This is a genomic window from Paracoccus seriniphilus, assembly GCF_028553745.1.
GTDB lineage: Bacteria > Pseudomonadota > Alphaproteobacteria > Rhodobacterales > Rhodobacteraceae > Paracoccus > Paracoccus seriniphilus.
The window spans coordinates 2,455,763-2,474,934 of sequence record NZ_CP067129.1 but is presented as its reverse complement, the minus strand read 5'-3'; the positions used below and the strand labels follow the sequence as shown (position 1 = coordinate 2,474,934).

19 protein-coding genes are annotated in these 19,172 nt (G+C 63.9%); 2 read left to right on the top strand and 17 right to left on the bottom strand.

All coding sequences use genetic code 11. From position 1 onward, the window contains the following. Positions 1-6 precede the first annotated feature (6 nt). Genes JHW44_RS12070 through lptF form a run of 3 tightly spaced genes read right to left on the bottom strand, consistent with a single transcriptional unit; the run spans position 7 to position 4,648 of the window. Positions 7-2,388 (bottom strand): LPS-assembly protein LptD, encoded by a 2,382-nt coding sequence (locus JHW44_RS12070; RefSeq protein ID WP_272850275.1) that lies wholly within the window; start codon positions 2,386-2,388, stop codon positions 7-9. Beyond that, positions 2,385-3,494: an LPS export ABC transporter permease LptG gene (lptG, locus tag JHW44_RS12065; RefSeq protein ID WP_089342660.1), complete on the bottom strand. Its 1,110-nt coding sequence runs from the start codon at positions 3,492-3,494 to the stop codon at positions 2,385-2,387. The genes JHW44_RS12070 and lptG overlap by 4 nt, the downstream gene beginning before the upstream one ends. Then, positions 3,491-4,648 carry an LPS export ABC transporter permease LptF gene (lptF, locus tag JHW44_RS12060; RefSeq protein WP_089342661.1) on the bottom strand — a complete coding sequence of 386 codons (1,158 nt, stop codon included), beginning with the start codon at positions 4,646-4,648 and terminating at the stop codon, positions 3,491-3,493. Before lptF ends, lptG begins: the two co-directional genes overlap by 4 nt. 114 nt (positions 4,649-4,762) lie before the next feature. Here lptF and JHW44_RS12055 point away from each other — a divergent pair, with 114 nt between their 5' ends. Beyond that, a complete protein-coding gene (locus tag JHW44_RS12055) occupies positions 4,763-6,244 on the top strand; it encodes a leucyl aminopeptidase (protein WP_089342662.1) in 1,482 nt (493 codons plus the stop codon). 57 nt (positions 6,245-6,301) lie between these two features. Then, the gene (locus JHW44_RS12050; protein WP_089342663.1) at positions 6,302-6,751 is read left to right on the top strand and encodes a DNA polymerase III subunit chi; all 450 of its coding nucleotides are present in this window, start codon (positions 6,302-6,304) and stop codon (positions 6,749-6,751) included. A 33-nt stretch (positions 6,752-6,784) separates the two neighbouring features. Here JHW44_RS12050 and urtE read toward each other — a convergent pair whose 3' ends face one another. The 14 genes from urtE to JHW44_RS11980 all read right to left on the bottom strand — a co-directional run bounded on the left by urtE (position 6,785) and on the right by JHW44_RS11980 (position 18,876). Continuing rightward, positions 6,785-7,492, bottom strand: coding sequence for an urea ABC transporter ATP-binding subunit UrtE (gene urtE / locus JHW44_RS12045; RefSeq protein ID WP_089342664.1), 708 nt, complete (start codon positions 7,490-7,492; stop codon positions 6,785-6,787). A gap of 1 nt (position 7,493) precedes the next feature. Further along, a complete protein-coding gene (gene urtD, locus JHW44_RS12040; protein WP_089342665.1) occupies positions 7,494-8,234 on the bottom strand; it encodes an urea ABC transporter ATP-binding protein UrtD in 741 nt (246 codons plus the stop codon). Further along, the gene (gene urtC / locus JHW44_RS12035; RefSeq protein ID WP_089342666.1) at positions 8,231-9,466 is read right to left on the bottom strand and encodes an urea ABC transporter permease subunit UrtC; all 1,236 of its coding nucleotides are present in this window, start codon (positions 9,464-9,466) and stop codon (positions 8,231-8,233) included. Before urtC ends, urtD begins: the two co-directional genes overlap by 4 nt. A 1-nt stretch (position 9,467) precedes the next feature. Then, positions 9,468-11,402 (bottom strand): urea ABC transporter permease subunit UrtB, encoded by a 1,935-nt coding sequence (gene urtB, locus JHW44_RS12030; RefSeq protein ID WP_089342667.1) that lies wholly within the window; start codon positions 11,400-11,402, stop codon positions 9,468-9,470. Between the two features lie 64 nt (positions 11,403-11,466). Further along, positions 11,467-12,747: an urea ABC transporter substrate-binding protein gene (gene urtA, locus JHW44_RS12025; protein WP_089342668.1), complete on the bottom strand. Its 1,281-nt coding sequence runs from the start codon at positions 12,745-12,747 to the stop codon at positions 11,467-11,469. Between the two features lie 192 nt (positions 12,748-12,939). Beyond that, positions 12,940-13,563: an urease accessory protein UreG gene (gene ureG, locus JHW44_RS12020; protein WP_089342669.1), complete on the bottom strand. Its 624-nt coding sequence runs from the start codon at positions 13,561-13,563 to the stop codon at positions 12,940-12,942. Further along, positions 13,560-14,201 (bottom strand): urease accessory protein UreF, encoded by a 642-nt coding sequence (locus JHW44_RS12015; RefSeq protein ID WP_245846727.1) that lies wholly within the window; start codon positions 14,199-14,201, stop codon positions 13,560-13,562. The genes ureG and JHW44_RS12015 overlap by 4 nt, the downstream gene beginning before the upstream one ends. Then, entirely contained in the window at positions 14,182-14,676 is a 495-nt protein-coding gene (locus JHW44_RS12010) for an urease accessory protein UreE (protein WP_089342671.1), read from the bottom strand. The genes JHW44_RS12015 and JHW44_RS12010 overlap by 20 nt, the downstream gene beginning before the upstream one ends. A 7-nt stretch (positions 14,677-14,683) precedes the next feature. After that, a complete protein-coding gene (ureC, locus tag JHW44_RS12005) occupies positions 14,684-16,372 on the bottom strand; it encodes an urease subunit alpha (RefSeq protein WP_089342672.1) in 1,689 nt (562 codons plus the stop codon). Continuing rightward, complete coding sequence (locus JHW44_RS12000; RefSeq protein WP_089342673.1) at positions 16,373-16,678, bottom strand: urease subunit beta; 306 nt, start codon at positions 16,676-16,678, stop codon at positions 16,373-16,375. After that, the gene (locus tag JHW44_RS11995; protein ID WP_179217603.1) at positions 16,675-16,851 is read right to left on the bottom strand and encodes a hypothetical protein; all 177 of its coding nucleotides are present in this window, start codon (positions 16,849-16,851) and stop codon (positions 16,675-16,677) included. The genes JHW44_RS12000 and JHW44_RS11995 overlap by 4 nt, the downstream gene beginning before the upstream one ends. Next, positions 16,852-17,163 (bottom strand): urease subunit gamma, encoded by a 312-nt coding sequence (locus JHW44_RS11990; protein WP_089342674.1) that lies wholly within the window; start codon positions 17,161-17,163, stop codon positions 16,852-16,854. Position 17,164: 1 nt separating this feature from the next. Next, complete coding sequence (locus JHW44_RS11985; protein ID WP_089342675.1) at positions 17,165-17,980, bottom strand: urease accessory protein UreD; 816 nt, start codon at positions 17,978-17,980, stop codon at positions 17,165-17,167. A 140-nt stretch (positions 17,981-18,120) separates the two neighbouring features. Further along, positions 18,121-18,876 carry a GNAT family N-acetyltransferase gene (locus tag JHW44_RS11980; RefSeq protein ID WP_089342676.1) on the bottom strand — a complete coding sequence of 252 codons (756 nt, stop codon included), beginning with the start codon at positions 18,874-18,876 and terminating at the stop codon, positions 18,121-18,123. Positions 18,877-19,172: the final 296 nt, after the last annotated feature.

Genomic DNA, 19,172 nt, shown 5'->3' with positions numbered 1-19,172 from the left:
GCGAGACTAGCGCATGCAACTGCGACGCGCCACCGTGCCGCTACTGTCTTTCTGACTGCCGAAACCGCCCAGCCGAACCGACAGATCGAAGCTGGTTTCCGGACTGACACTGTAGCTTTCCGTGAAGCGACGCGACAGACCCATTTCCAGCGTCAGGCATTCGTTCTGATAGGCCACGTCAAAGGTCGCCTTCTGCGCCTTGTCGGCCGCGAAATCATAGCGGGTTTCGGCATTGATCCACCAGCCATCGAAAATCTGCCAGCCGACGGTTGCGGTCAGCTCATTCGCGTCGCTGTCGCGCCCTTCATCCTCATCGCTGTTGATCCACAGATATCCGGCCGACACCTCGAGCCCCTGGCGCTGCCAGCCCAGCCGCAGCTCATTTCGGGAGAAATCGAAGGAATCGTCAAACAGCGCCCGGTTGGACAGGGCCAATCCCTTGCCGCTGTCATAATGCGCCGCAAGCAGCCAGTCTGACCGTTTGCCCGCTGGGGGGGAATCGGTCGGGAAATCGTCATCTTCATGTGCGCGCAGCACCCGTCCGCCGGTAAGCCCCAATGACCAGCCATCGGGGTCGATTCTTGTCCAGCTGACCCCGATATTGGCACGCAGCCCGGTCTCGCGCGCGTCCCATCCGGAAAAGCGGTCGTCCGAAAACAGATTGCCTTCGTCGAACTCGATCAACTGGCTGTCTTCATTGGGAATGTCGTCATTGCTGCCGCGCGGTGACCAGAACAGTTGGACGACGGGTTCGACGATATGCGTGGCGCCTCCCGTGCTTGTCATCAAGGGCCAGCGCAATTCGGTGCCCAGGACCGGGTCCACGCGGGTCACGTAATCGTCATAGCGGTCATCCTGTGCGATACGGTACAGGTCTGCATCCAGCCCCGCGATGACGGTTCCGACAAGGCCCCCCGGCAGGATCTCGCTGCGGCGCCAGTCCACGCCGACCGACCCTCGGGCGACGTCGCGACCAACGATGTTTTCATCCGACGGGCGGCGATGGGCATGGAACGACCATTCCATCACCCCTTGACCACCGATAAGCGCGGGGGTGAAGCGACGCTGCGACAGGATATCGGCGACCTGATTGGGCGAGGTCGAATTGTCCTCGTCATCACGCAGTGATTCGTAGTTCCCCACGCGACCGAAGACCAGCCGGTCGCGGGTGATGCGCTCGAGCGTAAAGCCGCTCCACAGACGGTCGGCGTCCGAGATGTCATAATCCAGCAGATAGGCGCGGTCCGATGCGACCTGGACCTGAACGCCCAGACGATAGCCACGCGGCAGCTCATAGGTGGCATTGCCGAACAGATAGCCCCGGGTCTCGCCGGGCTCGATGTCGTCGCGGGTGATCGCGCCTTCCCATTCGGCCTCGCCGCTCGTCCAGGCCTGACGGTAGCGGAACTCCAGAGTCCGGGTCTGGCTGGCCGAGACATAGGGCGTCAGCGTGATGTCGGCGCTGTCTCCAAGCGTCTGGAAATATGGCAGTTTCACGCCGAAGCCCAGGCTGGATGTGGTGCGGAATTCGGGGCGCAGAAAGCCGGAGCGACGCTCGACCGTCGGGTCAGGCGCCGTGATCGTGAAGGGAACGGCCGCAATGGGCACCCCGAAGGCGCGCAATTGCGGATGGTCGAGGGTCAGCAGGCTGGTCTCTGCGTCGTGGGTGATGCTGCGTGCGCGGATTTCCCACAGGGGGGTCGGGTTGCTGGCGCAGACCTGGCAGCTGGAGGCCACGACATGGGTCAGGCTGGTCATGCGCCCGTTGGCGCTGCGGGTCAGTTCGTCGGCGGCCAGTTGCAATTCGCGCGCGATCACCAGCCTTGCGCCGCGGATGATCCCATCCTGCAGTTCACGGTCCAGCTGTGCGGAATCGGCGATCAGGATGGATTCGCTGTCGGGGTCGCTTGCACCGGGTCGGGACAGATGGATCGGGCCTTCGATGGTCAGATCGCCGCTGGCGCCATCCACGATCAGGCGCGATGCGACCAGTCGTGTCCCCTGATACCAGACCACCACGCCGCCGGCCGCGATCAATGTCCGGTCGCCCTGCAGGACCATGTTGTCGGCCAGAACTGTCGCCGCATCGTCGCTGTCGTTCAGTTCCGGACGATCGCCGGACAATGTGACATCGGCGGTGCGCTCGACGACCTTGAGTTCTGCCCGGTCCGGCGTCCCATCGCCCAGCAGATCGTCATCCAGTGCAGGCGCGGTCGGGGCCAATGCCGAACTGCCGGTTGTGCTGGACAGCGGGGCAGCCCCCAGTTGCGACTCGGAGCTTGTCGCATCATCAAACAATGACTGTGCCAGCGCAGATTGTGGCAGACACTGCCAGACCGCGACGCTGGCGAACAGGCTTGTGGCCGTGGTCAGTCGCTTCAGCATCATCCGTCCTCTCGCTGCAAGATGACCCCAAGGGCCAGTAATCCTCCCACCAGAGGTGGAAACCAGGCCGCCATGACCGGCGTGATCTGGCCATTGTCGCCCAGCACCTGCGCCAGGTTGCGCAGGAAGAACAGGCAGATTCCAGCGGCAAAGGCGATGAGAACCGCGACGCCGGTATTGCGCCCGCGCACATGCTGCATGGTAAAGGCCGCCGCAATCAGGATCATCGTTCCCATCAGGAACGGCCGCGCCAGCTCCATCTGGAACCAGACGCGATGTCGCGCGGCGGTGAAACCGGCGCGCTCAAGCCCGGCGATGAAGCCTGGCAATTGCCAGACCGGCACGGCCTCGGGGCGACCGAAACCTTCGCGGATGCGCTGCGCGGTCAGATCCGACGCCAGTGACAGCGTTTCGCGCGCTTCGGCCTGGGCCTCGGGGTTGGGGCGGTCCAGCGCATAGTCGCGCACATCGATCAGATCCCATTTTCCCGGCGAAAGTCGCGCCTCGCGGGCTTCGATACGGCGCACCGGGCCATTGTTCTGGTCGAACACCAGGAACGAAGCATCATAAAGTGTCGTGGCATCGGGGCTGGCACGTCGGGCGCGAATGACGATCTGCCCGGCCTCCCGCCCGCGCTCGATCACCGCCTGACGAAGCCACATGGCGCTGTCGCTGATGGAAACCGTCTGGCTGCCCTGTCTTTCGATATTTGCGACCTCGTCATCGAACCTCTTGCCGGTGACGGCGACCATCGGGTTCACCAGGGCGACCGTGATCGCGCCCAGCATGATGGCGGCGATCGAGGGGGCCGCGACAACCTTCAGCGCCGAGCGTCCCGAGGCCCGGATGGCGACCATTTCCGAACTGCGCGCCAACCCCAGAAACAGGGCAATCCCGGCCAGGACCGTGATCAGCGGCAAGATGGAATAGAAGCTGCCGGCGATATTCAGCGCCGCCAGTTTCGCCGCCCCTGACACTCCGATACCGCGCTCGGAAAACCGGCGGATCATCTCGATCATGTCGATCAGCAACAGGATCATCAGGAAGACGCCCGCGATCAGCAGGAAGCTGCGCAGGAAACGCCGCCCGATATAGCGCGCAAGGATCATGGCGCGCTCCTTTTGGCTGCCGGGCGAGTAGCCAGTGCCACGCGCGGGCAGATGCGGCGGGGCCGCGCAGCCAGCCAAAGCAGCATGACACACAGCAATCCCCCCATGGCGGCGGGCAGATACAGCATCGGCCACAGGTCTGGATTGCGCCCGACCTGATTGGCTGCGGCATTGGTCAGGAACTGCACGGCGATCAGGCCGACAATCGCCCAGATCACTTGTCGCCAGACACCAAAGCGCGAATAGCTGCCGATCAGCAGGGTCGCGAAGCCGATCATCGCGGCGATAGGCGACAGCAGGGGCTGCGCGATGCGCTCGTGGGCCTCGCGGCGCGCCGCTCCGGCATCGGCACCTGTGGCGTCGAGCAGTTCCTGATCGGGAAACAACAAGGCCAGGGTGCCGAATTCGCGCAGATCGCGCTTCTTGCCGCTTCTCGGGGTCAGCATCGCCCCAAGGTCATAGCTGAGCTGTTCAAACCGGGTCACCGACAGATTTCGCTTGTCGTCGTCATAGCGCAGATTCTGCGTCATGCCGTTCAGCAATATCAGCACAGGCCCCGAATCATTGCGCGCCACCAGGGCCTCTTCCGAGGTATAGGTGGTCTGGTTCTCTGGATCGCGTGCATCTTCGATGAACAGATCCAGCAGGCGCCCGTCACTGGCAATGTCGCGAATGAACAGGGTGATACCATCAGTCGGATATTGGAATGTGCCCGCCCGCAGGAACTGTGCAGTGATGTTTTCGGCGATTTCGCTTTGCCGTTCAGCCAGCTTGGCGCGCGCCATTGGAACCAGCCCATGCACCAGGATGGCGACCAGCAGGCCGACAAACAGGCCAAAGACCAGAACCGGGCGTGCCAACCGCCAGGGTGACAGCCCGGCGGCCTGCATGGCGACCAGTTCGGATTCCCCCGAAAGCCGGTTGGTGCCATAGGCCGCGGCAGCAAATGCCGCCACCGGCAGAACCACGGAAATCACCAGCGGCAGGGTCAGCACGGTGAACTCCAGCACGACCAGTGCCGACTGTCCGTCGTTCAACAGGTCGTCAAACAGGCTTACGGCGCGGTTGATCCAATAGACCGACACCAGCACCAGCGCAAAGAAGCCGAACAGGGTCAGCAACAGTCCAAGAAGATAGCGATCGATCCGGGGCATGGTGTGCAAGGGCTTTCTGCGCGGGCGTTGCGCCCTGATTAGCCCGAAGGGAGGCTCTGGAAAAGGGTTGGCAGTGTGTCTAGGTTCTCGGGTAACAACCTTTGAGGACAAGAAATGACCCAACCCGTCGAAATCGCCTTCACTGAAACCGACGTCGAGCAGGTCTCCGCGCATGATGGACGGGTGGTCCTGCTCATGACGCCCGAGGCCAGGCTGCCCCGCGGTCTGCCGCGTCATGCCCGGAGTGCCGTCCAGCGCGCAACCCAGTCTCAGGCCTGGGAGGCGCTGAAACCCGGCGAAGCACTGGAACTGGCTTTCCCCGCCGGAATGTCTGCCGAAGCGATCCAGCTGGTGATGCTGTCCAACAGGGCCAGTGTCGTCGAGGCGCGCAAGGCCGGTGCAACCATCGGCGAAAAGCTGGGCAAGTCCCATACGCTTGTCCTGGCCGGCAATCACAGACGTGCCGATGAAGTCGCCCTGGGCATTGCCTTGCGCGGATACAAGTTTGACGTCTATCAGTCGAAATCCGCTCAGGACGAAGGTGACAGCGCCCAGAAAGCGCCGCGCGTGACCTTCATGGCCCAGGAACCCGAGGCATTGGCCAAGACCGCCGGTGCGGCTGCTGCCGTGGCCGAGGGCGTGTTCTTTACCCGTGATCTGGTCAATGAACCGGCCAATGTCCTGACCACGACCGATTTCGCCGACCGACTCAAGGCGATGGAGGAAATTGGCCTGACCGTCGAGGTTCTGGACGAAGAGCAACTGGCCGAACTGGGCATGCGCGCCCTCCTGGCCGTGGGCCAGGGCAGCGAAAGCCCCTCGAAAGTCGTGGTGATGCGCTGGAATGGCGGCGGCGACGAGGCCCCGCTTGCGCTGGTCGGAAAGGGCGTCGTCTTTGATACGGGCGGCATTTCGATCAAGCCGGCAGCCGGCATGGAAGAGATGACCATGGATATGGGCGGCGCCGGAGTGGTCGCCGGAGTGATGCGCACGCTGGCCCTGCGCCGCGCCAAGGCGAATGTCGTCGGTCTGGTCGGGCTGGTCGAGAACATGCCTGACGGCAAGGCGCAACGTCCGGGCGATATCGTGAAGTCCATGAAGGGCGACACGATCGAGGTCATCAATACCGATGCCGAAGGCCGCCTGGTGCTGGCCGATGTGCTTTGGTATGCGCAAACCCGCTTCCAGCCTGCCGCAGTGATCGATCTGGCAACGCTGACCGGCGCGGTCATCATCGCGCTGGGCCACGACAACGCCGGTGTCTTTGCCAATGACGACAAACTGGCGGAAAACATCCTCAAGGCTGCTACTTCGGAAGGCGAGGGCGCCTGGCGTCTGCCGCTGTCCCCGGCCTATGACAAGCTGATCAAGTCCCGCCTGGCCGATATGAAGAACACCGGTGGCCGTGCGGCAGGATCGATCACGGCCGCGCAGTTCCTGCAACGCTTCATTCGCGAGGATCAGCCCTGGGCGCATATCGACATCGCCGGGGTCGCGCTGCCGCCTTCGGCCACCGATCTGGCCCCCAAGGGCGCGACCGGCTGGGGTGTGATGACTCTGGACCGTCTGGTTCGCGATCAGTTCGAATCGGAATGATGGATCGCCGCCGGGACGGCATGGTGCTGGTCCCGGTGGCACTGAACGGGGCAAACCATGGGCAATGCGCTTTTCTACCATCTCACCCGCCAGCCCGCCGAAACGCTGCTGCCGGTGCTGATCGGCAAATCGCTTCAGCAGGGATGGCGGGTCGAATTGCGCGGCACTGATCCCGACCGCATGGACCGGCTTGACCGTCATCTGTGGCAGGGCAATGGCTTCCTTCCACATGGGCTGGCAGGCGGTCCCCATGATGCGCGCCAGCCTGTCCTGCTGACCATCGCCGGGCAGGCATCACCCAATCGACCTGCCTGCCTGATGGCGCTGGACGGTGCCGAAGTCGCCGCGGATGAATGCGAGCCCTTGCAAAGATGCTGCATCATCTTCGATGGCGCCGACGCTCAGGCCGTGGCACGTGCACGTGACCAGTGGAAGGCCCTGACCGCGGCGGGCGTCACCGCTGAATACTGGTCCGAGGAATCCGGCCGCTGGGAGCGCAAGCGCTAGCCTTCTTCTTCGTCCAAATACCCGAACGGAAACTCACGCCGCCGCATGTGCCGCCAGGCGAGCGTGCAGATCCTCGCGCCGCAATTCCGCCTTGGCCCCCTGGGCCACCGCGCGGCCACGTTCCAGCACCAGGAATTCATCCCCCAGATCCCAGGCAAAATCGAAGAATTGCTCGACCAGAACGATGGCCATGTCGCCGCGATCGCGCAGATCGGCGATCACCCGGCCGATCTGCGCGATGATATTGGGCTGGATCCCCTCGGTCGGCTCGTCCAGCAACAGGACACGTGGCTTGGTAATCAGCGCCCGCGCGATGGCCAGCTGTTGCTGTTGCCCGCCTGACAGATCACCCCCGCGCCGATGGGCCATTTCGGCCAGAACCGGAAAGCTCTCGAAAATCTCGTCCGGGATCACGCGTGCGCCGCGTGGCAAACAGGCAAAGCCGGTTTCCATGTTCTCGCGCACCGTCAGCATGGGAAAGATGGCGCGGCCTTGCGGAACATAGCCAACTCCCATTCGTGCAAGGCCCTGGGCGGTGACGCGACCCAGTTCCCTGCCGGCGAAACGCAAGCTGCCGCCGGATCGCGGATGGCGGCCCGCCAGCAGGTTCATCAACGAGGTCTTGCCCACGCCGTTGTTGCCCATGACGCAGGTGACGGCACCGGGCCGGGCGGCAATGTCTATGCCATGCAGGATCTGGCTGCCACCATAGTGAAGGGTCAGTTTTCTTGCTTCCAGCATATCAGCGCCCCAGATAGACTTCGATCACGTCGGGATTGCGGGTGACATGGTCCAGCGAGCCTTCGGCCAGAACTGCGCCCTGATGCAGCACGGTAACCTTGCAATCCAGCCGGCGCACGAAATCCATGTCATGTTCCACGACCACCACGGCCCGCGTTTCGGCCAGCCGTTTCAGCAGGGTGGTGGTTTGTTCGCGCTCGGCCAGAGTCATCCCTGCCGCCGGTTCGTCGACCAACAGCAGGCGCGGTTCCTGCGCCAGCAACATGCCGATTTCCAGCCATTGCTTCTGGCCGTGGCTCAATTCTCCAGCCTTGCGCGCGGTCTGTCCGGCCAGGCCGACCTCTTCGGCCAGTTCGGCCACGCGCGCCCGGGATTGCGGCGAGGGCTTCCAGAACAGCACCGGGAAGGGGCTTCGATTGGCCTTCAGCGCCATGGTCAGATTGTCGGCGACCGATTGATCCTCGAAGACGGTGGGGCGCTGGAACTTGCGCCCGACCCCCGCACGGGCAATCTGGGCCTCGTTCAGCTTCAGCAGCGAAACCGAGCTTTCGCCCCACAGCACCCGGCCCTCATCCGGGCGGGTCTTGCCGGTGACGATATCCATGAAGGTCGTCTTGCCGGCGCCATTGGGGCCGATCACCGCGCGCAGCTCGGCCGGACCGATGCTGAAGGACAGACCGTTGATCGCCTTGAACCCGTCGAAACTGACCGAGATACCGTCTACTTCCAGAAGCGCACTCATGCCTTGGCCTCCTTTTCCTGCAGGGCCCCCTGATCGGGGCCAAGGTCACGGCCATGTCGGCGCGGTGGCAGCACGCCGCCCAGCCAGTCGACGATTCCGGCAATGCCGCGTGGCGCGAACAGCGTGACCAGAACGAAACTCAATCCCAGCAGCACCTGCCACCAATCGACCCAGTTGACCGTGTAGAAAGGCAGCTCGATGGCCGGGGCGCGGCCACCGGTGAACCAGCTGGACAGCAGGGACACGACCACCGCCCCGACAATCGCGCCATACAGCCGCCCGCGCCCGCCAATGGCCACCCAGACCGCCAGATAGATCGATGCGATGGGGGCCATTTCCGCCGGATTGATGATGCCGGCCTGCGGATAATACAGCGCCCCGGCGATGGCCGTAATCATCGCGGCAAGGGTAAAGACGGCCAGTTTGAAGCCCTCGACCGGATAGCCCAGAAACCGCACGCGGGTTTCATCGTCGCGGATGGCGCGCACGACGCTGCCGAACTTGCCGCTGACCACCCATGCCGCCAGCAGATAGACCAGCCCCAGCATCGCGGCCGAGGCCCAGAGGAACCAGACCGACAGGCGCGCCTGACCGACATCTTCCAGCCCCGGAATGTTCTGCAGGCCGGACAGGCCGTTATTGCCGCGAAAACCGCTGTCGTTCTGAAACAGCCACAGCGCAAGGGCCAGGGTCATGGCCTGCGTCAGGATCGACAGATAGACGCCGTTGACGCGGCTGCGAAAGGCCAGCCAGCCAAAGACCAGCGCCAGAAGCCCCGGCACCAGCACGACCAGCGCAAGCTGGGCAGACAGGGAGTGGGCGAAACTCCAGACCAGCGGCAGATCGGCAGAGCCGACCACGCCGAATATCTGATTTGCCACGCCCTCCTGCAATTCCAGCGGGGTGGGGGGAATCGGGCTTTGCGCCATCGAGGTCGCGACGATGGCCTCGGTGCGGGCATACATCAGCCACTGGCCGATCATGTAGCCTCCCAGCCCGAAGAATGCCATCTGGCCAAGCGACAGGATGCCCAGATAGCCCCAGACCAGATCCATGGCGACGGCGGCCAGCGCAAGGCACAGGGTCTTGCCCAGAACCTTGACCATCGAGGTCGGAATCGCCCCGGTGCCATAGGCCTGGCTGAGCAGGGTGACGGTCGCCGTAAAGACCGCCAGCACTGCCAGCACGACAAGAATCGAAGGGTTGCGCAGGATAAGGGGTTTGCGGCTCATGTCATGCCTCCGCGGCGCGGCCACGCTGCGGAATGATCCCGCGCGGCCGGAACTGGATGAAGATCACGATGAACAGGATCATGAAGGTCTGCGCCGCCAGCGTGTTCGACGGGTTGAAGGATTCAATCACTTTTGACAGCACGCCGATCAGGCCGGCACCGGCCAGGGTGCCCCAGATATTGCCGACTCCGCCGACGACCACGGTCATGAAGCTCTGGACGATATATTGCTGGCCCAGCTCGGATGTGACCTGAGCGAACAGGCCGATGGCCACGCCCGCAATCCCCGCGATGCCCGAACCAAGGCCAAAGGTCATCATCGCGATGCGGTCGGGATTGATGCCCATCGAAGCGGCCATGCCGGGGTTCTGGGTGACGGCGCGCACCTCCAGCCCGAGGCGCGTGCGTTTCATGATGAACAGGAACAGGCCCAGAAACAGCAACGCCAGCACGAAGATCGCCACACGGATGGTGCTGATCGAGATGACGTCATTGATGGTGATGGCGCCCTCCAGCCATCCCGGCGCAGTCAGCGGTCGGGCCTGCGTGCCAAAGATGTTCTTGGCCAACTGCTGCAGCGCGATCGAGACGCCAAATGTCGCCAGCAGGGTCTCCAGCGGGCGTTTCGCCAGATGCCGGATGACCAGCCGATAAAGGATCACTCCGGCAACAAAGGTCACGGCGAAGGCCGCGGGCAGCGCCACGATCAGTGACATGGTGCGGTCGCTGATCAACCCTTGCACGACATAGCCGGTATAGGCACCCATCATGATGAACTCGCCATGGGCCATATTGATCACGCCCATCACGCCAAAGGTGATCGCCAGCCCGATGGCCGCGAGGAAATAGATCGAGGCCAGCGACAGCGCGTCCAGCCCCAGATCAATGCCCTTCATGGTGACAAGGCGGGTCTGCGCGGCGCGCTGTGCGGCTGCTGCGGCATCGGTGACGCTGGAATCGGCCTCGGCATAGATTTCGAAATAGCGATAGGCGTCGATGGCGGATTGAACCTCGGCCTCGGTTGCGGCAGGGGGAACGCCGCCCTCGGCCTCCAGCGCCATATAGGCGCGGTCCCGGGCCTGTGGGTCGTTCAGATTTGCCAGAGCGACGCCGCCAACCTTGCCATCGACGATATGGGCGGCCAGCGCCTCGCGCTGAGCCGTCGGGGTCAGGCGCGGCTCGGCCACGCCATCGGCCTTCAGCAGATCATAGGCGGCTTCGCGCGGCAGCTCGTCGCTGCCCGGTTCCAGCTCGCGGGCGATATTGACGCCGGTGGGTTCCCCGGTCGCGGCGATCAGGCGGGTTGCCAGCAGCGGGTTCAGAACGGCACGGAAATCCAGCGAGATGTCGCCGCTGAGTTCCTCTATGGCAGCGACGCGAAGGGCCGGATCATCGCCATATTGAATGGTCAGCAGGGTTTGCAGCCGGTCGCGGCGGGCCTGCAATTGCGCATCCGGGTCGGGTGGGGCCTCGGTCAGGGCGATCAGATGTTCGGCGCTGCCCGATCGCGCAATGCTGTCCAGCGCGGCGGCGCGAATGGCGGGGTCGGGGGCGGAAATCTGGCTGGCGACCAGCGCCGATTCGATCAGCCCGCGCACGCCGGAATTGGGCCTCAGCATCTTCGGGTCGGCATCGGCAGCCACCACGCCGGTGATCGCATCGGTCATGTCCTCATCGTGAAGGATCAGCAGACGCCCGTCTTCGGTGACGCCCAGCCGTCGGTCCGCCCATGCGGTCAGCAGCGAGATACCCTCGGGGCCGGTATCGGCGATCTGCTCGATCAGCGGGCCGACCGTGCGGCGCGAAGGCTTCTTGATCTGCGCGATATTGTCCGTCACGACCGCCTGCAGCGCGTCATTCGCCCGGACCGGTAGTGCGGGGATCAGCAGCAGACATGCCAGCAGGGTCACAATCAGCCTGTGGGAGCATTTGGTCATGGCGCTGTCTTTCCTGAAATCCGAAGGAGGGAAGGGGCGAGGACGCCCCTTCGGGTCTTGTGGATCAGTAGTTCGACTGAACCTGAACGCAGGTGTCGGTTTCGGTGTTGAACATGCCGCAGTCCTTGCCCGGCCAATCCGCATCCAGAACGGCGGATTCAGGCAGGAAGTCGGTCCAGGCATCACCGGGGACCGGATCGGTCTGGCTGACGATGTCGAACTGGCCATCCTCGCGGATTTCACCGATCAGCACCGGCTTGGTCAGATGGTGGTTGGGCAGAACCTGCGCCGTGCTGCCGGTCAGATTGGGCACCTCGACACCGACAATGGCATCCAGCACCGGGTCGACATCGGTGGTGCCGGCCTTTTCGACCGCCGCGACCCATGCGTTGAAGCCGATCATCGTCGCCTCCATCGGGTCATTGGTGACACGGCTGTCATCGGTGAACTTGTGCCATTCTTCGATGAAGGCGGCGTTTTCATCCGATTCAGCGGTCTGGAAATAGTTCCAGGCGGCCAGATGACCGACGAGATTGGCGGTATCCAGACCCGACAGTTCCTCTTCGCCGACCGAGAAGGCCATGACCGGAATATCATCGGCGCTGACGCCCGCTGCGGCCAGTTCCTTGTAGAAACCGACATTGGCATCGCCATTGATGGTCGAAACCACGCCGACCTTCTTGCCATCGGCCCCAAGGGCGACGACATCCGAGACGATCTTGGACCAGTCCGAATGGCCGAAGGGCGTGTAATTGACGAAGATATCATCCTCGGCCACGCCCTGTTCCTGAAGATAGCTTTCCAGGATATTGTTGGTAGTGCGCGGATAGACGTAATCGGTGCCCAGAAGCGCCCATTTCTCGACGCCCAGTTCCTCGGTCATGTATTCGACAGCCGGAATGGCCTGCTGGTTGGGGGCGGCACCGGTATAGATGACGTTCTTCGAGGATTCCTCGCCCTCATATTGCACCGGATAGAACAGCAGCCCGTTCAGTTCTTCGATCACCGGCAGGACGGATTTGCGGCTGACGCTGGTCCAGCAGCCAAAGATCGCATCCACCTCGCTGACGGTCAGCAGTTCGCGCGCCTTTTCGGCGAACAGCGGCCAGTCCGACGCCGGATCGACCACCACGGCCTCGATCGGGCGCCCCAGCAGGCCGCCCTTGGCGTTTTGCTGTTCGACCATCATCAGGACCGTGTCCTTCAGCGTGGTCTCCGAAATCGCCATCGTGCCGGAAAGCGAATGCAGCACGCCGATCTTGATGGGTTCGCCGTCCTGCGCATGGGCCGCATGGGCCAGCGCCATGGCGCTGGTCATCATCAGAACTTTTGTCAGTTTGTTCATTATCACCCTTTCCACCCGGCGCGTTGGCCGGGATCCCTGTTGTGATTTTCTGAAAAGCCGAGGCTTTTGCAGGAATAGCCAAGGATGAAACGGAATGGCTGAACAGTATTCAGGCAGCTTTGAAGCGGGTCACGCCGGGCTTGCCGCCGTCAATGGCACAGGCGGCGCGGGTTGCCTGAAGGTTGGGCAGAGTCAGGCCGTGGCGAGACACAATCCGCCTTCGTGAATCAGGAAATCCACGATCTGCTCGATACCCCTGCCATGGCGCAGAGACGCCATGATCACCGGACGGGCACCGCGCGAATGGCGCGCATCGTTTTCAAGCAGAACGGGGTCGACCCCGACATGGGGGGCCAGATCGGTCTTGTTGACGATCAGCAGATCCGAGCGCGTCAGCCCCGGGCCGCGTTTGCGCGGAATGTCCTGTCCGGCGGCGGTGTCGATCACATAGATGGTCAGATCGGCCAGTTCCGGGCTGAAGGTTGCGGCCAGATTGTCTCCCCCGGATTCGATCAGCACCAGTTCCAGATCGGGGAAGGTCGTGGTCAGATCGGCAATGGCGGCCAGATTGATGCTGGCGTCCTCGCGAATGGCGGTATGGGGGCAGCCGCCCGTTTCGACGCCCCGGATCCGTTCGGCGGGCAGAACCTGCGCGCGCATCAGCGCCTCGGCATCTTCGCGGGTGTAGATGTCATTGGTGACAACAGCCATCGACAGGCGTGGGGCCAGGGCGCGGGCCAGATTTTCGGTCAGGGTCGTCTTGCCCGCACCGACGGGGCCGCCAATGCCGACGCGCAGGGGTCCGTTCAGGCTCATGATCTGAAGATCCTCGTGGTCATGGTTTCATGGCGCATGGCGGCAATATCGGCCGCCCATGTGGCGCTGTGCAGATCGGCCGCCGTGGCAGGGGCGGCACGGGTGGCGGTGGCCAGTATCGCGGGTTGCAGATGGGCCAGCATGATCTGCCCCTGCACCGGGCCAAGCGGAAGAAAGCGGACGGCGGCGCTGATCAGGGCGGCGGTCTGCGCCTGAAGATAGGCGGCGATGATCTCGGGCGCGGGCAGGGGCATCTCGGCGCAGGCACGCCCAAAGGCCACCGGCAGGGCGGCTGCAGGCATGTCGCGTCCGGTCAGCGCCGCGACATTGGAAGCAAAGGCCGCGCCCTGTTCGACGGTTTCGGTCAGCCGTTGCGAAGATGGACATGCGGCGCGGGCCAAATCATCGGTCTCGCGGTCATCCGCGCGCAATGCCAGGGCCACCAGCACCGCGTCACTCCAGCCGGCGCCATGATCCAGCCAGTCAGCCAGCCAGAGTGGCAGAGTGGCACGCGACACCGCGCCCTGATCCATCGCGTATTCCAGTCCTTGCGACCAGGCAAAACCGCCCACCGGAAAGGCGGGCGACAGATATTGGGCCAGGCGCAGACGCGCGGCTTCAGGCGTGTTCATGGTCATGGTTGTGCCCGTGGTCGTGCCTCTGTTCGTGACTGTGTCCGTGTTCATGCCCGAAGGTGCGGCCATGGCCATAGGCGCCGCCTTCGGGGGTGAAGGGCAGAAGGGCCGGTTCGACCATCGCGCCCAGCTGGCGCAGCATGGCCTCGAGCACATGATCCTGGCGGATGATCAGGCGGTTCGGTTCGATCCGGCAGGGGGTGTGGCGGTTGCCGATATGCCACGCCAGACGCGGCAGGTCGCCGCTGATGATCAGCACCGGTTCGGGGGCGGCGCGCATGACGATCAGGCGGCCATCGGACAGCGCGAAAGCATCGCCATCCTCGATGCTGGTCACCTCGGGCAGATCCAGAAGGAAGTCTCCGCCGTCAAGGCTCAGCCGTTTGCGGCGCAGCAGCCGGGCGTCGTAATCCAGCGAAATGCTGCCTGCAAAGGGGCCGGTTGCGGCGCGAATGATCTGGTGGCAATGCAATGTCATCGAAACCTCAGAACAGGAAATAACGCTGCGCCATCGGCAGCTCGGTCGCGGGTTCGCAGGTCAGAAGCTGACCGTCGGCACGGACCTCATAGCTTTCGGGGTCAACCTCGATCTGCGGCATGGCGTCGTTCAGAGCCATGTCCGCCTTGCCGATGTCACGGGTGTTTTCCACGGCGATCAGGGTCTTGGACAACCCATCGCCGGCACCGGCGTCAAGCCCGGCCTGACTGACGAAAAGTGCCGAGGCGCGCCCGGTATGGCCCCACATCGGACGGGTGAAGACCGGCTGCACCGGAATCGAGCCATTGGGATCGCCCATCTGTGCCACGCTGATCTGCCCACCGACCAGTACCATTTCGGGTTTGACTCCGAAAAAGGCCGGTGACCACAGGACCAGATCCGCGCGTTTGCCGGGACTGATGCTGCCGATATGGGCGCCGACCCCATGGGCGATGGCCGGGTTGATCGTGTATTTCGCGATATAGCGCCGCGCGCGCAGATTGTCGTTTTCGCCCTGTTCTTCGGGCCGGCGCCCGCGCTGGCGGCGCATCTTGTCGGCGGTCTGCCATGTGCGGATGATCACCTCGCCCACGCGGCCCATCGCCTGGCTGTCCGAGGAAATGACCGAGAAGGCACCCAGGTCATGCAGGATATCCTCGGCGGCGATGGTCTCGCGCCGGATGCGGGATTCGGCGAATGCCACATCCTCGGGCACGCGCCGGTCCAGATGGTGGCAGACCATCAGCATGTCCAGATGCTCTTCGATGGTGTTGCCCGTATAGGGTCGCGTCGGATTGGTCGAGGAGGGCAGCACATTCGACATGCCGACCATGCGGATGATGTCGGGGGCATGGCCACCGCCTGCGCCCTCGGTGTGATAGGCATGTATCGTGCGCCCGGCGATGGCGGCCATCGTATCTTCGACAAAGCCCGATTCATTCAGCGTGTCGGTATGGATCATCACCTGCACATCCATGTCATCGGCAACCGTCAGGCAATTGTCGATGGCAGCAGGAGTGGTGCCCCAGTCCTCGTGCAGTTTCAGCGCGCAGGCCCCGGCGCGGACCTGTTCCTCCAGCGGCGCGGGAAGCGAGGCATTGCCCTTGCCCGCGATGCCGATATTCACCGGCAGTTCGGCGCAGGCCTCCATCATCCGGGCGATATGCCAGGGTCCGGGCGTGCAGGTGGTGGCCAGGGTGCCATGCGCCGGACCGGTGCCGCCGCCCAGCATGGTGGTGATGCCCGAGTGAATCGCATGTTCGACCTGCTGCGGGCAGATGAAATGGATATGGCAGTCGAAGCCGCCGGGGGTCAGGATGCGCCCCTCGCCAGCGATGATTTCCGTGCCGGGGCCAATGACCAGCGTGACGCCGGGCTGGGTGTCGGGATTGCCGGCCTTGCCGATCCCGGCGATGCGCCCGTCCTTCAGCCCGACATCGGCCTTGGTGATGCCCTGATGGTCGAAGACGACAACGCCGGTGATGACCGTATCCATCGCACCGCCTTCGCGCGTGACCTGAGATTGCCCCATGCCATCGCGCACGACCTTGCCACCGCCGAATTTGACCTCTTCGCCGGGGATTGTCAGATCGCGTTCGACCTCGATCAGCAATTCGGTGTCGGCCAGCCGGATACGATCACCCGCGGTCGGGCCGTAAAGCGCCACGTAATCGGCGCGGGACAGGGTTCGGGCCATCTACAGCGCCCCCATGATGTCTTGGCGAAAGCCCTGCACGACGCGGTCCCCGGCAAAGGGGATCAGCCGGATCTCGCGGGACTGGCCGGGTTCGAAGCGCACGGCAGTGCCCGCAGGGATCGACAGGCGCATGCCGCGCGCGGCCTTGCGATCGAAATGCAGGGCAGGGTTGGTTTCGGCGAAATGATAATGGCTGCCGACCTGAATGGGGCGGTCACCGCGATTGGCGACCATCAGGGTGATCTCGTCACGCCCTGCGTTCAGGGTGATCAGCCCGCTTGCGGTCAGAACCTCGCCCGGAATCATGACCGGCCCCGCCGCCACAGCCATGCGCCCAGGGCGATGACGATCACCACGCCGATGACACCCAGGTGATCGGGTTCGGTCAGCAAATGGGTTGCGGCCACATGGCTGTGATCGCCGACATGGGCGAAAGCGGCAGAGGGGATCAGGGCAAGAGCCGTGAAAAATCTTTTCATTCAGGCCTCCTCTCGGATGGGGTGATGGACGGTGACCAGCTTGGTGCCGTCGGGGAATGTTGCCTCGACCTGCACGGACTCGATCATTTCGGGAACGCCGGGCATGCATTGGCTGGCCGTGATGACATGCGCGCCGGCCTGCATCAGATCGGCGACGCTGCGCCCGTCGCGGGCACCCTCGACGACGAAATCGGTGATCAGGGCGATGGCTTCGGGGTGGTTCAGCTTGACGCCGCGCGACAGCCGGTTGCGCGCCACCATGGCGGCGACCGAGACCAACAGCTTTTCGCGTTCGCGAGGGGTAAGATTCATGTCAGATCTGCCAGATACGAGGAAGGGGATCGGGGCGCAGCCTGTCCAACAAACGATTGAGTTGCCGCCGCAGCGGCCAGTCGTCACGGGCCAGAAGGCGCAGCACCAGTCGGCCGGGCGGGGCGCTTGCCGCCCCGATGACCCCGGGTTCATTCAGTTCGGCGCGGGCGCTATGCAGAAGGTCGGGGGCATGGGGGGCGATGATTGCCAGCGTTGCCATGACCCGCGCCTCGCCCAGCAGGGCCGGATTTGCCCTGCGTTCCAGAACGCCGTCATCCAGCGCCAGTGCGTCATGGTGAATGACCTGCCCGTCGCGGCGGACCTCGCGCCGGTCGCGCAGATGCAGGTGGCGCAGTTGTTCGCCGCACGCCAGACGTCCCAGCATCACGGTTTCCAGGATCATGCAGCCTGCGTCGCCCTGCAGGTCGACCCGCGTGTGACGCTCCAGCCGCGCGCCGTCAAACAGGATGGTTTCCTGAGGCAGCCAGTCCAGCCAGCCGCCGGTTCCGACCGTCACTGACACCTCGGCATGGGCAGGGCTGCCCTTGGCGCGATAGGCGCGTTCAGCGGTCTGCGTGGTCGCCTGCGCACGGGTGCCCGCGCGCAGATCCAGAGAGAAGCCCAGACGGTCGCCCGAGGCCAGACCGCCCGAGGTGTTCAGAAAGACGACCTCGGGCAAGCCCGAGGTGACGCGCGGCAGCATCGCCTTGGCCGAACCGGATTGTGCCAGATCGATCAGGCCACGCGGCCCCATGATCACCGCGGCGTGACCGCGGCTGCGCTGCATGGCTTGGGCAAGGGCGTCACTGTCAAACATATGGGCAGAGGGCGCCGCGCAGGCTTCCGGGTCAACGAGAGCGCTTCATTTGTCTGCATGTCAGGCAGGCAGGGCGTGCCGTTCTGCCTGAATTTATCGCTGAGTGCCGATAAATCGGGCGGATCGAAGCCGGTCGCGTTTCAGCCGGCCACGGCCCGCATCAGGCGACGACGCCCGGGGGGAATCGCACGGATTTCGACGCCGGTAAAGACATGCATGGTGCGCAGGGCGGGATCGACCACGGCATGATCGCTGACCCAGCCGCCCATCGCCAGATAGCTGCGCAGCAAGGGCGGCATGGCGGCCATGGCGCGTTTCGGGTCGGGTTTGCGCAAGCGCAGGGCGCGGGCAAAGCGAAAGACCTTGGGGGCCTTGACGCGGGGCAGCCAGCGGCGCGGTGCAAGGTGACGTTCCTTCAGCATCGCAAAGGCTTCGGCATGGTCCTCGGGTTCGGTCCCGACGAAACTGGAACAGCCGAACAGCATCTCGATTCCGGCATCATCGACAAAGCGGGTCATGGCCGCCCAGGCGGTGCGGATCACATCGGGGTCGCGGATATCGGGGTGGATGCAGAAGCGACCCATTTCGACCATCGGGCCCTCAAAGCTCTCCAGAGCGGCAAGATTGTAGAACTGCGCGGAATAGCTGCGGGCGATTTCGGCTCCGCCCGACAGCGGCAGAAAGCGGAAGCATCCGATGAGCCGCTTGCTGGCGATCTCTTCGATCAGCATGTGCTGGCATTGTGCGTCCAGCGCGTCGCAATCAATCTGGCTGCCGTCGTCTTCGTCGCCGTTTCGAGCGACAAAGCACAGCCAGCGCAGCCGTTGCGCGGCAAGGATGTCGTCGGCGGTCCCGGCCAATCGGGCCTGATATCGGCCACGGATGAATGGCTGCATGATGGCAACCCCTCTGCTGTCATGTCCCGGACATTAGCACCATCATGTATCGGATTTGCGAAAGATCAATCGCCAAGGCGTGTCACCGGGATGCAATGCCACGTTGCGTGGCAGCAGTGCCGCGCTGCCCTGCCAAGGGCGGCTTTTCCCTGTCGGGAGAACGCCGGTTTTCCTGCGATTCAGCCTCATAGGCTGCCGCCTCGACGCGCGCTTGTTCTTGCCGCCAGCGGGCAAGCCTGATAACGGGACGCGGATTTCAGAACTGGCGGGGCTGCCCGCCACAGTCAGACAAGGTA

What these genes read in the sequence shown, in the direction of transcription:
- JHW44_RS12070 (WP_272850275.1), bottom strand. Translation starts at nt 2,388, where the DNA reads ATGATGCTGAAGCGACTGACCACGGCCACAAGCCTGTTCGCCAGCGTC.
- lptG (WP_089342660.1), bottom strand. Translation starts at nt 3,494, where the DNA reads ATGATCCTTGCGCGCTATATCGGGCGGCGTTTCCTGCGCAGCTTCCTG.
- lptF (WP_089342661.1), bottom strand. Translation starts at nt 4,648, where the DNA reads ATGCCCCGGATCGATCGCTATCTTCTTGGACTGTTGCTGACCCTGTTC.
- JHW44_RS12055 (WP_089342662.1), top strand. Translation starts at nt 4,763, where the DNA reads ATGACCCAACCCGTCGAAATCGCCTTCACTGAAACCGACGTCGAGCAG.
- JHW44_RS12050 (WP_089342663.1), top strand. Translation starts at nt 6,302, where the DNA reads ATGGGCAATGCGCTTTTCTACCATCTCACCCGCCAGCCCGCCGAAACG.
- urtE (WP_089342664.1), bottom strand. Translation starts at nt 7,492, where the DNA reads ATGCTGGAAGCAAGAAAACTGACCCTTCACTATGGTGGCAGCCAGATC.
- urtD (WP_089342665.1), bottom strand. Translation starts at nt 8,234, where the DNA reads ATGAGTGCGCTTCTGGAAGTAGACGGTATCTCGGTCAGTTTCGACGGG.
- urtC (WP_089342666.1), bottom strand. Translation starts at nt 9,466, where the DNA reads ATGAGCCGCAAACCCCTTATCCTGCGCAACCCTTCGATTCTTGTCGTG.
- urtB (WP_089342667.1), bottom strand. Translation starts at nt 11,402, where the DNA reads ATGACCAAATGCTCCCACAGGCTGATTGTGACCCTGCTGGCATGTCTG.
- urtA (WP_089342668.1), bottom strand. Translation starts at nt 12,747, where the DNA reads ATGAACAAACTGACAAAAGTTCTGATGATGACCAGCGCCATGGCGCTG.
- ureG (WP_089342669.1), bottom strand. Translation starts at nt 13,563, where the DNA reads ATGAGCCTGAACGGACCCCTGCGCGTCGGCATTGGCGGCCCCGTCGGT.
- JHW44_RS12015 (WP_245846727.1), bottom strand. Translation starts at nt 14,201, where the DNA reads ATGACCATGAACACGCCTGAAGCCGCGCGTCTGCGCCTGGCCCAATAT.
- JHW44_RS12010 (WP_089342671.1), bottom strand. Translation starts at nt 14,676, where the DNA reads ATGACATTGCATTGCCACCAGATCATTCGCGCCGCAACCGGCCCCTTT.
- ureC (WP_089342672.1), bottom strand. Translation starts at nt 16,372, where the DNA reads ATGGCCCGAACCCTGTCCCGCGCCGATTACGTGGCGCTTTACGGCCCG.
- JHW44_RS12000 (WP_089342673.1), bottom strand. Translation starts at nt 16,678, where the DNA reads ATGATTCCGGGCGAGGTTCTGACCGCAAGCGGGCTGATCACCCTGAAC.
- JHW44_RS11995 (WP_179217603.1), bottom strand. Translation starts at nt 16,851, where the DNA reads ATGAAAAGATTTTTCACGGCTCTTGCCCTGATCCCCTCTGCCGCTTTC.
- JHW44_RS11990 (WP_089342674.1), bottom strand. Translation starts at nt 17,163, where the DNA reads ATGAATCTTACCCCTCGCGAACGCGAAAAGCTGTTGGTCTCGGTCGCC.
- JHW44_RS11985 (WP_089342675.1), bottom strand. Translation starts at nt 17,980, where the DNA reads ATGTTTGACAGTGACGCCCTTGCCCAAGCCATGCAGCGCAGCCGCGGT.
- JHW44_RS11980 (WP_089342676.1), bottom strand. Translation starts at nt 18,876, where the DNA reads ATGCAGCCATTCATCCGTGGCCGATATCAGGCCCGATTGGCCGGGACC.